A 14,408-nucleotide genomic window follows, 5' to 3' on the forward strand; every position below is an offset into this window, starting at 1 on the left:
TTCCCTCTCTTACGTTCTGCCGGGGAGCCGGGGGGATCCGTTCGGTTCCGGCCCCCACGCTCTCACGGTGCGCTGCGTACGCGTCGGACTCCGGCACCGCAAGTGAATCAACCCCATCGTCACGGTGAACTCTGGGCGACGACTGTTCGAGGTGCCACCCGAACGGCTGTGGAACTGTCGTCGTGCCTGCTTAACCTGGATGCATGGACGTGAACGCGGCGGTCGCCGCAGCTGCAGCGATCGCCGGGTTGTGCACCGGCGTGATCGCGATGCTGGCGTTCCGCTGGAGCGAGCGCGACCAGGCCCGCCCCACCCGGAGCTCCATGCGCCCGGACATCAATGCGGTGCTCCCGCCCGGCGTGGACACCGTCCTTTCCGTGCTGCGCTCCTCGGCCGTCGTACTGGACGAGGGCGACGCGGTCGTCAAGGCCAGTTCGGCGGCTTACGCCCTGGGGCTGGTCCGCGGCGGCAAACTCGCCGTGGAGCCGATGCTGCACATGGCCCGCGACACCCGCCGCGACGGAGAGATACGCCAGGTCGAACTGGACCTGCCCCGGCGCGGCACCGGCCGCGGTGAGGCCCTCGCGGTCTCGGCGCGGGTCGCCCCGCTGGGCTCCCGGCTCGTCCTCCTGCTGGTCGAGGACCTGACCGAGGCCCGGCGGATCGAGGCGGTGCGCCGCGACTTCGTCGCGAACGTGTCGCACGAGCTGAAGACGCCCACCGGAGCGCTCTCGCTGCTGTCGGAGGCCGTCATGGACGCCTCCGACGACCCCGAGGCGGTCACCCGCTTCGCCGGCCGCATGCAGATCGAGGCGACCCGGCTCACCAACCTGGTCCAGGAGCTCATCGACCTCTCCCGGGTCCAGAACGACGACCCGCTGGAGGACGCGGAGCCGGTCCGGGTCGACACGCTGGTCGCCGAGGCCATAGACCGCTGCCGCCATACGGCGTCCAGCAAGCAGATCACCATGGCCGCGGGCGGCACCGCCGACCTGCGGGTCTGGGGCAACCGCGGCCAGCTCGCGGCGGCCCTCGGCAACCTGGTGGAGAACGCCGTCAACTACAGTCCCGCCCGCACCCGCGTCGGCATAGCCGGGCGCCGGGTCGCCGCACCCGGCGGGGACTTCATCGAGATCGCCGTGACCGACCAGGGCATCGGCATCCCGGAGAAGGACCGCGAGCGCATCTTCGAGCGGTTCTACCGCGTCGACCCGGCCCGCTCCCGTGCCACCGGCGGGACCGGTCTCGGCCTCGCCATCGTTAAACACGTGGCCGCCTCGCACGGCGGGGAGGTCACGGTGTGGAGCTCGGAGGGCCAGGGCTCCACGTTCACGCTCAGACTTCCGGAGGCCGCCACCAGCCGGACCGTGCCCGACCGAGAACCAGCCACCACCCCTGCCCCGGAGGTCCTTCCGTGACCCGAGTGCTCGTCGTAGAGGATGAGGAATCCTTCAGCGACGCCCTGTCCTACATGCTCCGCAAGGAGGGCTTCGAGGTCGCCATCGCCGCGACCGGGCCCGACGGGCTGGACGAGTTCGAGCGCAACGGCGCCGACCTCGTCCTGCTCGACCTGATGCTGCCCGGCCTGCCCGGCACGGAGGTCTGCCGTCAGCTGCGCGGCCGCTCCAACGTCCCGGTGATCATGGTGACTGCCAAGGACAGCGAGATCGACAAGGTCGTCGGGCTGGAAATAGGAGCCGACGACTACGTGACGAAGCCCTTCTCCTCGCGGGAGCTGGTCGCCCGCATCCGCGCGGTGCTGCGCCGCCGCGGTGAGCCGGAGGAGGTCACGCCGGCGGCCCTGGAGGCCGGGCCGGTGCGGATGGACGTCGACCGCCACGTGGTGACGGTGGCGGGCGGCAAGGTCGACCTCCCGCTGAAGGAGTTCGACCTGCTGGAGATGCTGCTCCGCAACGCGGGCCGCGTCCTGACCCGCATGCAGCTGATCGACCGGGTCTGGGGCGCCGACTACGTCGGCGACACCAAGACCCTCGACGTCCACGTGAAGCGCCTCCGCGCCAAGATCGAGCCGGACCCGGGTGCGCCGCGCTACCTGGTGACGGTGCGGGGCCTCGGCTACAAGTTCGAGCCGTAGGCCGCCTCCGGGCACCACCGCCGGCCGGAGGCCGGCACAGCGTCTCGAAGCCGGTGAGGCCCCCTGGGGCCGAGCCGTGCGAGGGGCGCACGCGGGATGGGGCTCGAGCCGGACCCGGGTGCGCCGCGCTATCTGGTGACGGTGCGGGGCCTCGGCTACAAGTTCGAGCCGTAGGCCGGCCGGGCTGGAGCGGCTGTGTAGCCGTCGTATACGGAAGGGCCCCCGTCCGCACTGCGGACGGGGGCCCTTCCGGTCGTTCAGTGGCCGGCGCTGTGCGACGGGGAGCCCGAGGGGGTGGTCCCGGCGGCGCCGGAGGCGGCGCCCGACGGGGTGCCGGACGGGGAGCCCGAGGGGGTCGTCCCGGCCGCGCCCGAGGCGGCGCCCGACGGGGTGGCCGCCGGGGAGCCGGACGGGGTGCCCGAGGGCTTGGAGCCGGCGGCCGGCGGGGCCGCGGTCGGGCCGAAGCTCTCGAAGTAGCCGGTGCCCGGGATGACGAACGCGTCCAGCGAGACGTCGCCGGTCTCGCTCAGCTTGAAGACGACCTTCTGCGCGTCGCCGTTCTTGACGGCCTCGCTGCCGCCCTCGATGACCGCGCTGGCGTTGTTCTTGCCACCGAGGACGACGGAGCCGAACGCGGGGACGGTGACCTTGCCGGAGCCCGTGGCGGGCTTCAGCACGACCGTGCCGGTGCCACCCGGGAGGGTGATGCCGTCCAGGGTCTGCGCCGTGTCGCCGTTGTTGAAGAGCGTCGCCGAGACCACGGCCGGGCCCTTCTTGTCCTTCTCGCCCTGGGTGATCACCAGGGCGTTCTGGACCTCGATGTCGCCCTTGGTGACGGCCGCGTTGTCCGGCTTGATCTGGAGCGTCTGCGCGTCGTTGCCCGCACCGCAGGCGGCGAGCGATCCGATCGGGAGAACGATGGCGGCGGCGGCGAGGACGCCGCGTCGAAGGCTGCGGCTCACGGCTGCGGCAACTCCTTGGACGTACGGACGGAGGGTGGCGGGCGGCGGAGGTACCTCCGCCCTGGGCGGAGGTAAAGCCGCCCTAAGGGTGTGTCAGCGCGCTTAGATTACCGAGCCGCCGCCCCGCCCCCGCACCCGACCCTCCGGCGGCGCACCCGCTCCCCGCCCCGGCCCCGGTACGGCTTCGCGTACGGCTTCCCGTACAGCTGCCGTACAGGTCCCGGCCAGGTTCCCGTGATCTTGCTATTCCGCGGGGCGTTCAACACTCCCCGGATATCGGCCGTGATCAAATTTCCGGGATTCCCGGTGATCAATTCCGGATTGGACCGGAAGCCGCTCGACGCACCCGTCCGCCAGTCGAACGGAGTAGTTCGGTTTCACGGCTTGGAACCCGGCAAAACGGGACGTACATCACGTCGTACGGGTCGTCGGCCAGGTGTAACGTGGTCGATTCGCCCTGTCCCCACAGCGCCTCCGACCTGCGAATACCCCCTTCCCCAGGTCCTCCGCAGCACGTTCCCGCCGCTGTTGTCAAGCCCCGAGATAGGCCCTGACCTGCGAAAACGCCATTCATAACGGTCCGTTCTCGTGTTACCCTGGATAGCCACGGAAGGGGTACCTGTCACATGACGTTCAAGGTTGGCGACACCGTGGTCTATCCCCATCACGGGGCCGCGCTGATCGAGGCCATCGAAACTCGCCAGATCAAAGGCGTGGACAAGACCTACTTGGTGCTCAAGGTCGCCCAGGGCGACCTGACGGTTCGTGTGCCTGCGGACAATGCGGAGTTCGTCGGCGTTCGCGATGTGGTCGGGCAGGACGGGCTGGACCGGGTCTTCGAGGTGCTGCGTGCACCGTACGCCGAGGAGCCGACGAACTGGTCCCGTCGCTACAAGGCAAATCTGGAAAAGCTCGCTTCTGGCGATGTCATCAAGGTCGCCGAAGTGGTGCGCGACCTGTGGCGTCGTGAGCGCGAGCGCGGACTGTCCGCGGGTGAGAAGCGCATGCTCGCGAAGGCACGGCAGATCCTGGTGAGCGAGCTCGCGCTCGCTGAGAACACCAACGAGGACAAGGCCGAGGCCCTCCTCGACGAGGTCCTCGCGTCCTGACGCGACGGACGGACCGTCTCACACAGTGTGCCGCGGTGCCCGATGACCGTGCCTCTCATTTTCTGAGAGGCCTGTTGCCGGGCGCTGCGGCATGTCTGGCTCTCCACCTTGCACACTGTGCAAGCAACGCACGCGCACAGCAGGCAACACACACGCATACGCACCTTGCACCTTTGGCGTGCCGGGTCCGGGCAGCCGGCTCGACCGGTCGTCACGGAAGGGGCGAGGGCATCGCACCCGGCACGCTTCAGGCCATACCCATGTCGGCCGAAGTCACAAACCTGGCCGAGTTCCCGGAGCCGACCGGAGCTAGTAGATGTACGACGAACCGCGCCCCGAGCGCCCCACGCACCGCACCGCTGCCGTGATCCCCGCCGCGGGCCGCGGCGTCCGGCTGGGCCCCGGTGCACCCAAAGCCCTGCGCTCGCTCGGCGGCACCCCCATGCTGATCCACGCCGTCCGCGCGATGGCCCGCTCCCGCGCGGTCTCCCTCGTGGTCGTCGTCGCGCCGCCCGACGGCGCCGCCGAGGTCCGCAACCTCCTCGACGAGCACGCCCTCCCCGAACGCACCGACATCCTCGTCGTGCCCGGCGGCGACACCCGCCAGGAATCCGTACGGGCCGGCCTGAACGCCCTCCCCGCGGACATCACCGCCGTCCTCATCCACGACGCGGCCCGCCCGCTCGTCCCCGTCGACACCGTCGACGCCGTCGTCGAGGCCATCCGCGACGGAGCCCCCGCCGTGGTGCCCGCCATGCCGCTCGCCGACACCGTCAAGGAGGTCGAACCCGGCCGTCCGGGCGAGGCCGAGCCGGTCGTCGCCACCCCCGAGCGGGCCCGGCTGCGCGCCGTACAGACCCCGCAGGGCTTCGACCGGGCCACCCTGGTCAGAGCCCACGACACCATCGCCGTCAACGGCGAGGGAGCCACCGACGACGCCGGAATGGTGGAAAAGCTCGGTGTCCCCGTCGTCCTGGTCCCCGGCCACGAAGAGGCCTTCAAGGTGACCCGCCCGCTCGACCTGGTCCTCGCCGAGGCCGTACTCGCCCGCCGGAGGGCCACCGATGCCTACTGAGCCCGTGATCCCCCTCGTCGGCATCGGCACCGATGTGCACGCCTTCGAGAAGGGCCGCGAACTGTGGTGCGCCGGCCTCCTCTGGGAAGGCGAGGAGTACGGCCTCGCCGGGCACTCCGACGGCGACGTAGCCGCCCACGCCGCCTGTGACGCCCTCTTCTCCGCCGCCGGGGTCGGCGACCTCGGCGCGCACTTCGGCACCTCCCGCCCCGAGTGGTCCGGCGCCTCCGGGGTCACCCTGCTGGCCGAGGCCGCCCGCATCGTCCGCGCCGAAGGCTTCACCATCGGCAACGTGTCCGTGCAGGTCATCGGCGTACGCCCGAAGATCGGCAAGCGGCGCGAGGAAGCACAGAAGGCGCTCAGCGCAGCGGCCGGCGCGCCCGTCTCCGTCTCCGGCACCACCACCGACGGCCTCGGCCTCACCGGCCGCGCCGAAGGCCTCGCCGCCATCGCCACCGCCCTGGTGTACCGGACGGCCGGCGCCTGACCGCCGCCCGCGCCCGGCCCGCACACGGGCAGCGCCCCGCCCCTCCGCCCCGGACACACGCCCTCCGGGTCCGCGAAAGGGTCGCGGGGCACTGCCCCGGGAGCACTACCCTTGATGCCGTGACTATTCGCCTGTACGACACCAGCGCCCGGCAGATCCGCGATTTCACCCCGCTCGTGCCGGGCTGTGTCTCGATCTACCTCTGTGGCGCCACCGTCCAGGCGGCCCCGCACATCGGGCACATCCGCTCCGGCCTGAACTTCGACATCATGCGCCGCTGGTTCGAATACCGCGGCTACGACGTCACGTTCATCCGGAACGTCACCGACATCGACGACAAGATCATCTGGAAGGGCGGCGAACAGAACCGCCCCTGGTGGTCCATCGGCTACGAGAACGAGCGCGCCTTCAACAGCGGCTACGACGCCCTCGGCTGCCTGCCGCCCACCTACGAGCCCCGCGCCACCGGCCACATCCCCGAGATGATCGAGATGATGCGCGGCCTCATCGAGCGCGGCCACGCCTACGAGGCCGACGGCAGCGTCTACTTCGACGTGCGCTCCTTCCCCGGCTACCTGGCCCTGTCCAACCAGGAACTCGACAACCTCCAGCAGCCCGCCGAAGAAGGCATCAGCGGCAAGCGCGACCCCCGCGACTTCGCCATGTGGAAGGCCGGCAAGCCCGGCGAGCCCGACTGGGAGACCCCCTGGGGCCGCGGCCGCCCCGGCTGGCACCTGGAGTGCTCGGCCATGGCGCACAAGTACCTCGGCAGCGCCTTCGACATCCACGGCGGCGGCCTGGACCTGATCTTCCCGCACCACGAGAACGAGATCGCCCAGGCCAAGGCCTTCGGCGACGACTTCGCCGCCTTCTGGGTGCACAACGCCTGGGTCACCATGTCCGGCGAGAAGATGTCCAAGTCCCTCGGCAACTCGGTGCTGGTCTCCGAGATGGTCAAGACCTGGCGCCCGATCGTCCTCCGCTACTACCTCGGCACCCCGCACTACCGGTCGATGATCGAGTACAGCGAGGAAGCCCTCCGCGAGGCAGAGTCCGCGTTCGCCCGCATCGAGGGCTTCGCCCAGCGGGTCACCGAGATGGCCGGCAAGACCGTCGACCCCGCCGCCGAGGTCCCGCCGACCTTCGCGGAGGCCATGGACGACGACCTGGGCGTCCCGCAGGCCCTCGCCGTCGTCCACACCACCGTCCGGCAGGGCAACAGCGCCCTCGCCGCCGACGACAAGGAAGGCGCCATCGCCCGCCTGTCCGAGGTCCGGGCCATGCTCGGCGTCCTCGGCCTGGACCCGCTCGACCCGCACTGGGCCGGCGAAGCCGACCGCGGTGAGGACCTGCACGACGCCGTCGACGCCCTCGTCCGGATCGTCCTGGAGCAGCGCGAGTCCGCCCGGGCCCGCAAGGACTGGGCCACCGCCGACGCCATCCGCGACCGGCTGACGCAGTCCGGGCTGGCCATCGAGGACAGCCCGACCGGCCCCCGCTGGACGCTCGGCCCCCGCTGAGCCCGGCCGGCCGGCCGAGCATGGTGGCCGCCCGGCACTCTGGGCGGCACACTCTTCATACGTACATATCGCAGCACCAACGAAAACAGGTAGAGGTCATGGCCGGGAACAGCCAGCGCAGGAACCGCCGCACGTCCAACAAGAAGGGCGCCACGGTCGGCAGCGGTGGCCAGCGGCGCAAGGCCCTGGAAGGCAGGGGCCCCACGCCCAAGGCCGAGGACCGCAAGGGCCACAAGGCGTTCCGCGTCTCCAACGCCATGGCCCGGCAGGCCGCCAAGCGCCGCCCCGCCCCGCGCCGCGGCGGCCCCAAGGGCACCAGCGAGATGGTCGTCGGCCGCAACCCGGTCTTCGAGGCGCTCCGCGACGGCGTGCCCGCCACCACCCTCTACGTCCAGCAGTTCATCGACAACGACGAGCGGGTCCGCGAGGCCCTCCAGCTCGCCGCCGAACGCGGCAACATCAACCTGATGGAAGCGCCGCGCCCCGAGCTCGACCGGCTGACGAACGGCCTCAACCACCAGGGCCTCGTCCTCCAGGTCCCGCCGTACGAGTACGCGCACCCCGAGGACCTCACCGCCGAGGCGTACGACGAGGGCAAGGACCCCCTGATCGTCGCCCTCGACGGGGTCACCGACCCGCGCAACCTCGGCGCGATCATCCGCTCCGTCTCCGCGTTCGGCGGCCACGGCGTGGTCATCCCCGAGCGCCGCGCCGCCGGTATGACGGCCGGCGCCTGGAAGACCTCGGCCGGCACCGCCGCCCGCACCCCCGTCGCCCGCGTCACCAACCTGACCCGCGCCCTCCAGGACTACAAGAAGGCCGGCATCACCGTCGTCGGCCTCGCCGCCGAAGGCGCGCACGACGTGCAGGACCTGGAGGCGCTCGGCGGCCCGGTCGTCATCGTGATCGGCTCCGAGGGCAAGGGCCTGGGCCGGCTGGTCGGCGAGACCTGCGACCTCCTGGTCCGCATCCCGATGCCGGGCGGCGCCGAATCGCTGAACGCCGGTGTCGCGGCCGGCGTCGTCCTCTACGAGGCGGCCCGCCGCCGCGCGTAACACCCGCCGCACGCCGCTTCCGGCCGCCCCGCCCCCACGGGCGAGGTGGCCGGAAAACACCGTTTGACGGGCCTCGGACAGTTCCGTGCTGTCAAGGCAGTGTCCTAAACATTGATCACTCGGTTAGATGAGTGTGGACACAAGAACGCCCAGGTTCGACGACCAGCCCGCGCTGAGCATGGTCAAGGTGCCGTGCGATCCCGCACAGGTCATCGTCAACCACGCCAGCTTCCGTGTGCGGCTCGCACCGAGCCCGAGCGCGCGTCCCCAGCCCGCGCCCGTCCCCGGTCCTGCCCGCGTCCCCGCCCTCAGCGGCGCCGCCGTGGCGGCCGCCGGAGCGACCCGCCGCCGCGCCCCCGTCGTCTGGAGCGGCAAGGCCGGCCCGGGCGGCGACGCCGCAGCCGCCACCGGCGGCCTGCTCCAGGCCGTACGCGAATCCGGCCGCGGCCACGACGAGTTCGACGGCGGCGCCACCCAGGTCATCCCGCGCCTCGACCTCGCCCAGGACCTCGCCGACGACACCCTGCGCACGCCGACCGTCATCGGCCAGCGCAGCCACCCCGACAACGAAGAAACCCGCCCGCTGGCCGCCGTACGCGAACTGCCCCAGCGCCCCGGACACCCCGGATACCCCGGCCGGCCCGGACACACGGGACACCCCGGACACCAGGGATCCGACGAGCCCCTCACCGAACTCCGGCGGGACCGGGCCGAAACCCGGCCCGGCCACTCCTCCTACTACCCCGACCGCCGGATGAACCTCGGCGTCGTCCTGCTCCCGCTGCGCGTCTTCCTCGGCTTCATCTCCATCTACGCCGGCATGGGCAAGCTCTGCGACCCCGTCTACTTCGACGGCGGCGAGCGCGGCTCCATGGTCACCTGGCTGCACACCCTCCACCCCTGGGCACTCGCCGAACCCCTCCGCGACTTCGCCCTCTCCCACCCCGTCGGAGCCGGCCTCACCGTCGCCTTCATGCAGGTCATCGTCGGAGTGCTGACCGTCTTCGGGCTCTGGCAGCGCTTCGCGGCCTGCTTCGGGGCACTTCTGTCGGCCGCTCTGCTGATGACCGTCAGCTGGAAGACCGTCCCCGCCTACGACGCCCCCGACATCATCTACCTGGCCGCCTGGAGCCCGCTGATCATCGCCGGCGCCCCCGTCTACTCCCTCGACGCCCGCCTCGCCGGCGAAGCCTGGCGCACCCTCGGCCCCCGCTCCGAGATCTGGCAGCTCCGCCGACGGGTCCTGCGCCGCGGCACCATCATGGCCACCGTCGTCGTCGGCCTCACCCTGCTGATCGGCTCGCTGCTCGGCGGAGCCGTCCGCTCCACCACCGTGGTCACCGTCCCCGGACCGGGCGAGGCGCCCAGCAACTACCTCCCCGGCTCCCCGCTGCCGCAGGAACCCAGCCGCACCGGAACCCCCGACCGGCGGACCACGCCCAAGCAGACCACCCCCTCCGCGAAGCCCTCCCAGCCCGCCAAGTCCACCCGCACCGCCCCGGGAGCCACCTCCAAGGCCACCGCCGGCACCGGTTCCGGCTCGGGCTCCGAATCGCCTACCGCGACCCGCGGAACCACCGGCCGGCAGACCCCGCGCAGCCAGACCCCCCGCCAGTCGGCCCCCCAGCAGCCGCCGTCCTCCTCGTCCTCGGGCAGCAGCGGCGGCGGCTCGGACACCCCGACCCGCAAGCCCGGACTGGTGGGCGGCCTCCTCGGCGGCTGACCCGGCCACAACCACCCACACCCGCACCCGATCACGTACGGACACGAACACCCGGGGCCCGGCGCGCGAGAAGCGCACCGGGCCCCGGTGTGTGTCCGTACGAGCGGGCACTACGGGCCGCACGGGCAGTGCCGGACGGAAGGGCGTGACGGAAGGGCGTGACGAAAGGCCTCAGGAGGCGCTCTGCGCCGCCAACTCCTTGGCCGCCTCGGTCAGGTCCTTCGCCGTGTCGATCGCCCGCCAGTAGGCCCCCTGCGGCAGCGGGAAGCCCGCCAGCCGCCGCTCACGCGCCAGCCGCGGGAACGTGGTCCGCTCGTGGTCGCCCAAGTCCGGCAGCAGCGAAGCGAATTCACCGGAGAACACGTACACCCCGGCATTGATCAGATAAGGCGACGGCGGCGCCTCGATGAAGTCCAGGATCTGCCCGAACTCATTGGTTTCCACGACCCCCCACGGGATCCGCGGCCGCGCCAGCGCCAAGGTCGCGGTGGCCGCCCGCGCCGCATGGAACTCCGCCATCTCCCGCAGCGAGAACCGCGTCCAGATGTCCCCGTTCGTCGCGTACCACGGCCGGTCCGGATGCGGCAGATGGGCCGCCGCGTACTTGAGCCCGCCACCCCGGCCCAGCGGCTCCTTCTCCACCACCGTCGTCACCCGCAGCGGCAGGTCCGCCTGCTCCAGCCACTCCTGCAGCACCTCCGCGAGATGCCCGCAGGACACCACGACGTCGGTCACCCCCTCGGAAGCCAGCCAGGCCAGCTGGTGCCCGATGATCGGCACACCCGTACCCGGGATCTCGACCATCGGCTTCGGCCGGTCGTCCGTGTACGGCCGCAGCCGCGAACCCTGGCCGCCCGCCAGGACGACCGCCTGGGTGGGCGTGGCCGGGTACGCGGCCGCGGAATCGGTGGAAGAGGTGCGCGCGCTCGTGGCGTGGTGCGCGGCCTCGGAAGGTTCCGTCATGGCGGCAGCCTATGCAGCCCGGGCCGCCGCGGGGGAGCCGCCCCGGAAAACCCGGAGCCGGCACCCCTGCCGTCAGCCGACGGAGGCCACTCCGGCCGCGTACGAGGTGTCACAGACCGGCCGGGCATGCGCCTGGGCCCGGGTCGGACCGAGGGCCTCCACGGCCGCCTGGCCCAGCGCCCGCGCGATCCCGGCACAGTGCACGGCCAGCGAGGGGCGCTTGTTCACCTCCTGCTGGAGGTGGGTGAGAACGACACCCGGAGTCTGGCCCTGCTGCAGCTCACCGAGGAGCTTCTCGCGCAGCACGTCCTGCGCGGCACGCGGCTTCGCGGGGACGGACACCTCCTCGGCGGAGGCGGTCAGGATCTGGGACGGGGAGTGGTCCGCCCAGGGGACCATGGTGACCGCGAGGGTCCCGGACAGGACCATGACGACGGGCAGGACCAGGGCGAGGGAACGGCCGATACGGCGGGCAGTGTGGGTCACGAGGGCGAGAGTAGCGCTCGGTGAAGATTTGGCGACATTTAGTCACCCTGTCGAGGGATGGTTCGATGCGGTCTTTCGAATGCCGTGTTGACGAACGGTGCTCGAAACGGCCGGTTCTGCCGGGGACTCCGACGACCTGTCCCCTCCCCGCTCCACCCCCGGAAACGGCGCCAGATGAGCCCGGTACGCCGTCAGGCCCGGCAACGGGAACAGCGGCACCCGCCGCCAGTCCCGCGCGTACGCCGGCACCGGACGGCCCTCCGCCACCAGGACCGCCACCGGCCACTGCCGCGCCGCCGCCCGCAGCCCCCGCCCCGTGAGACTGTGATCGTGCCCGCCCACCTGCCGCGAAGAACACCCCAGCCGGTACGCGACCCGAATCGCCTCGTGCCCGCTGATCACGCACGGCGGCCGGACCCCCTGCGCACGCAACTGCTCCGCCACCCGCGTGAACGCCACACCATTGGCCCGACTCCGGGCCACCGCCGCATCCAGCACGGAGTACTGCACCGCAAGATGCCCCAACGCCACACACGCCACCGCAGCGAGCGGCACGGGGCCCCGGGCAGCCAGCGCCGTCACCCCGGCTGCCGCGGGCAGCGCCAGCAGAACGTACGCGGGCAACAGGAACCGCGGCGCCGCATACCCGATCAGCACCAGGTACGGAACCGCGAGCACCCCACCCGAGACCGCCGCCAACAGCAGAGCCTCCCGGCCGGCCGGAGCCGCACGGCGAACGGCCACCACCAGGCCGGCCGCCACGGCCACCGGCACCAGGAACCACCAGAACCCCGTCGCCGGCCACCGCCACTCCGGCCCACACGGGCGGCACAACGTACGACCGTCCAACGCATGCAACTGATCGAGCAGAGCAGCCGGATGCCACCCCAGATGCCCCTGGATCTCACTGGCCCGGCGCAACCGCGGAACCACACCCCCGTACCGCAGCTGGGCCTCCACCAACCACTCCGCAGCCCCGAGCAACGCCCCCGCAGCGAGCGCAACCAACAGCGCCGGCCGCCGCCAACGACGCACCACCAAGGCCGAGCCCGCCAACGCGAGCACCAGCCACAAGGCATCCGGCGGCCGCATCAGGGCCACCCCGCACACGGCGGCCGCCAACCCGGCCAGCGCCCCCCGCGAACCGGTCGCCGCGGCCCGCAGGAAACACCCCACCGCGATCAGCGCGCCGTACGCCACCCACAGGTTCGGCATCGCCTGCGGCCCGTACAGCACCGTCACCCACAACCCGGCGAACAGCGCACCGGCCACCGTCAGCACCCGGGCCGGCAGCAGCGGCCGCCACACGGCCAGGGACAGGAAGAGCGCGGCCCCGGACAACACGGCCAGATAGCCGCGGAGGACCGCCGGATCGGAGCTCACCAGTACGGCCGGCGCGACCAGATAGGTGATGCCGCGGGCCCGCGGCGCACTGAAGAACGCAGCCGGCGCATGCGGGCTGACCTGGCTCACGTACACGGTCTCGTCCCAGCCCAGACCCGTGCCGGGGACGACCACGGCCCACTGGACCAAGGTGTACACGAGGGCGACGGCGGCGGGACCGCGCAGGCCGCGGAGCCCGCGCGGAACGAAGGCCATGCCCCCACGCTGCACGCAGCGCGGGGGCACGGCCACCGGAACGGTCCGTACGGCGGTCCGCCGTACGCCCTGCGCCCTACCGTCAGTCGGAGAGGCGCTCGCCGCTCGACGTGGAGAACACGTGGGTCTCGCCACCGCGCGGCACCACGTGCAGCGTCGAACCCTTCTCCGGAACCTGCCGGCCGTGCACCCGCACCACCAGGTCCTGCGACTTCTCGCCGAGCTGCGCGGTGCCGTACACGTAACCGTCGGCGCCGAGCTCCTCGACCACGTTCACCGTGATGCTCAGACCGCCCTCGTCACCGATGTCGAAGTGCTCGGGACGGACGCCCACGGTGACCGTACGGTCGCCCGCGTCGGCCGCGGCCGACAGCGCCTCCCGGGACACAGGCACCACGCTGTCACCGAACTTCACACCGCCGTCGGCGATCGGCACCTCGACCAGGTTCATGGCGGGCGAGCCGATGAACCCGGCGACGAACAGGTTCGCCGGCCGGTCGTACATGTTCCGCGGGGTGTCGACCTGCTGCAGCAGACCGTCCTTCAGCACCGCCACCCGGTCGCCCATCGTCATGGCCTCGACCTGGTCGTGGGTGACGTACACGGTGGTGATCGCCAGGTCGCGCTGGAGCGCGGCGATCTGGGTACGGGTGGACACGCGCAGCTTCGCGTCCAGGTTGGACAGCGGCTCGTCCATCAGGAACACCTGCGGCTTCCGGACGATCGCCCGGCCCATCGCCACACGCTGCCGCTGACCACCCGAGAGCGCCTTGGGCTTGCGGTCGAGGTACTGGGTGAGGTCCAGCATCTTCGCCGCGTCCTCCACCTTCCGGCGGATGGTGGCCTTGTCCACACCGGCGATCTTGAGCGCGAAGCCCATGTTGTCGGCGACGGTCATGTGCGGGTACAGCGCGTAGTTCTGGAACACCATCGCGATGTCCCGGTCCTTGGGCGGCAGGTGCGTGACGTCCCGCTCCCCGATCCGAATGGACCCGCCGTTGACGTCCTCGAGCCCCGCGAGCATGCGGAGCGAGGTCGACTTGCCACAGCCGGAGGGCCCGACGAGCACGAGGAACTCGCCGTCCTCGATCTGCAGGTCGAGCTGGTCGACGGCGGGCTTGTCGCCGCCGGGGTAGAGGCGGGTCGCCTTGTCGAAGGTGACAGAAGCCATGGTGATGAATCCCTTCTACCGGCAGGAACGTGCCGGACGATCCGATTGGAAGGAAGATGGGTCTAGTCCAGTGAAATGGACCTGCCGGTGACGCTACCTGGCTCTGGCCGTTCTGTCAGTAGGCCAGAGCGCCCGCTTTTGCTGCCGTGAAGAGACGTGCGGA

The 14,408-nt window shown here is 71.6% G+C and carries 13 protein-coding genes and 1 pseudogene; 9 read left to right on the forward strand and 5 right to left on the reverse strand.

Annotation, left to right across the window (positions count from 1 at the left end; genetic code table 11):
- The first annotated feature begins 203 nt into the window (after positions 1-203).
- From AB0447_RS23340 to AB0447_RS23350, 3 genes and pseudogenes are all read left to right on the forward strand, one after another.
- Entirely contained in the window at positions 204-1,418 is a 1,215-nt protein-coding gene (locus AB0447_RS23340; RefSeq protein ID WP_366478661.1) for an ATP-binding protein, read from the forward strand.
- On the forward strand, positions 1,415-2,095 hold the full coding sequence (locus AB0447_RS23345) for a response regulator transcription factor (RefSeq protein ID WP_030387286.1): 681 nt from the start codon (positions 1,415-1,417) through the stop codon (positions 2,093-2,095). The genes AB0447_RS23340 and AB0447_RS23345 overlap by 4 nt, the downstream gene beginning before the upstream one ends.
- 102 nt (positions 2,096-2,197) lie before the next feature.
- Positions 2,198-2,269 (forward strand): annotated as a pseudogene (locus tag AB0447_RS23350) (DNA-binding response regulator); the annotation flags it as partial.
- An 83-nt stretch (positions 2,270-2,352) separates the two neighbouring features.
- On the opposite strand, the gene AB0447_RS23355 reads toward AB0447_RS23350, so the two are convergent.
- Complete coding sequence (locus tag AB0447_RS23355; RefSeq protein ID WP_366478662.1) at positions 2,353-3,057, reverse strand: DUF461 domain-containing protein; 705 nt, start codon at positions 3,055-3,057, stop codon at positions 2,353-2,355.
- 626 nt (positions 3,058-3,683) lie between these two features.
- On the opposite strand from AB0447_RS23355, the gene AB0447_RS23360 reads away from it, so the two are divergent.
- From AB0447_RS23360 to AB0447_RS23385, 6 genes are all read left to right on the forward strand, one after another.
- Entirely contained in the window at positions 3,684-4,166 is a 483-nt protein-coding gene (locus tag AB0447_RS23360; RefSeq protein WP_003953493.1) for a CarD family transcriptional regulator, read from the forward strand.
- Positions 4,167-4,482: 316 nt separating this feature from the next.
- Positions 4,483-5,241 carry a 2-C-methyl-D-erythritol 4-phosphate cytidylyltransferase gene (ispD, locus tag AB0447_RS23365; protein WP_366478663.1) on the forward strand — a complete coding sequence of 253 codons (759 nt, stop codon included), beginning with the start codon at positions 4,483-4,485 and terminating at the stop codon, positions 5,239-5,241.
- A complete protein-coding gene (gene ispF / locus AB0447_RS23370) occupies positions 5,231-5,728 on the forward strand; it encodes a 2-C-methyl-D-erythritol 2,4-cyclodiphosphate synthase (protein WP_366478664.1) in 498 nt (165 codons plus the stop codon). The genes ispD and ispF overlap by 11 nt, the downstream gene beginning before the upstream one ends.
- A gap of 119 nt (positions 5,729-5,847) precedes the next feature.
- A complete protein-coding gene (gene cysS, locus AB0447_RS23375) occupies positions 5,848-7,248 on the forward strand; it encodes a cysteine--tRNA ligase (RefSeq protein WP_366478665.1) in 1,401 nt (466 codons plus the stop codon).
- Positions 7,249-7,346: 98 nt separating this feature from the next.
- Positions 7,347-8,303, forward strand: coding sequence for a 23S rRNA (guanosine(2251)-2'-O)-methyltransferase RlmB (rlmB, locus tag AB0447_RS23380; RefSeq protein ID WP_366478666.1), 957 nt, complete (start codon positions 7,347-7,349; stop codon positions 8,301-8,303).
- A gap of 127 nt (positions 8,304-8,430) precedes the next feature.
- Complete coding sequence (locus AB0447_RS23385) at positions 8,431-10,026, forward strand: DoxX family protein (RefSeq protein WP_366478667.1); 1,596 nt, start codon at positions 8,431-8,433, stop codon at positions 10,024-10,026.
- Between the two features lie 171 nt (positions 10,027-10,197).
- Here the strand turns inward: AB0447_RS23385 and AB0447_RS23390 are convergent, their stop codons facing one another.
- The 4 genes from AB0447_RS23390 to ugpC form a co-directional block, all read right to left on the reverse strand.
- Positions 10,198-10,989, reverse strand: coding sequence for a nucleotidyltransferase family protein (locus tag AB0447_RS23390; protein WP_366478668.1), 792 nt, complete (start codon positions 10,987-10,989; stop codon positions 10,198-10,200).
- Between the two features lie 72 nt (positions 10,990-11,061).
- A complete protein-coding gene (locus AB0447_RS23395; protein WP_366478669.1) occupies positions 11,062-11,475 on the reverse strand; it encodes a hypothetical protein in 414 nt (137 codons plus the stop codon).
- 42 nt (positions 11,476-11,517) lie between these two features.
- Positions 11,518-13,017, reverse strand: a complete 1,500-nt coding sequence (locus AB0447_RS23400) for a hypothetical protein (RefSeq protein ID WP_366478670.1) — start codon at positions 13,015-13,017, stop codon at positions 11,518-11,520.
- 139 nt (positions 13,018-13,156) lie between these two features.
- The gene (ugpC, locus tag AB0447_RS23405) at positions 13,157-14,245 is read right to left on the reverse strand and encodes a sn-glycerol-3-phosphate ABC transporter ATP-binding protein UgpC (RefSeq protein ID WP_366478671.1); all 1,089 of its coding nucleotides are present in this window, start codon (positions 14,243-14,245) and stop codon (positions 13,157-13,159) included.
- Positions 14,246-14,408 lie beyond the last annotated feature (163 nt).

The organism is Streptomyces sp. NPDC051211 (assembly GCF_040689505.1).
Taxonomy (GTDB): domain Bacteria; phylum Actinomycetota; class Actinomycetes; order Streptomycetales; family Streptomycetaceae; genus Streptomyces.

Bases quoted from the DNA above. Each gene is read 5' to 3' on its own strand.
- rlmB (WP_366478666.1), top strand. From the start codon at position 7,347: ATGGCCGGGAACAGCCAGCGCAGGAACCGCCGCACGTCCAACAAGAAG.
- ispF (WP_366478664.1), top strand. From the start codon at position 5,231: ATGCCTACTGAGCCCGTGATCCCCCTCGTCGGCATCGGCACCGATGTG.
- ispD (WP_366478663.1), top strand. From the start codon at position 4,483: ATGTACGACGAACCGCGCCCCGAGCGCCCCACGCACCGCACCGCTGCC.
- AB0447_RS23340 (WP_366478661.1), top strand. From the start codon at position 204: ATGGACGTGAACGCGGCGGTCGCCGCAGCTGCAGCGATCGCCGGGTTG.
- ugpC (WP_366478671.1), bottom strand. From the start codon at position 14,245: ATGGCTTCTGTCACCTTCGACAAGGCGACCCGCCTCTACCCCGGCGGC.
- AB0447_RS23390 (WP_366478668.1), bottom strand. From the start codon at position 10,989: ATGACGGAACCTTCCGAGGCCGCGCACCACGCCACGAGCGCGCGCACC.
- AB0447_RS23360 (WP_003953493.1), top strand. From the start codon at position 3,684: ATGACGTTCAAGGTTGGCGACACCGTGGTCTATCCCCATCACGGGGCC.
- AB0447_RS23385 (WP_366478667.1), top strand. From the start codon at position 8,431: ATGAGTGTGGACACAAGAACGCCCAGGTTCGACGACCAGCCCGCGCTG.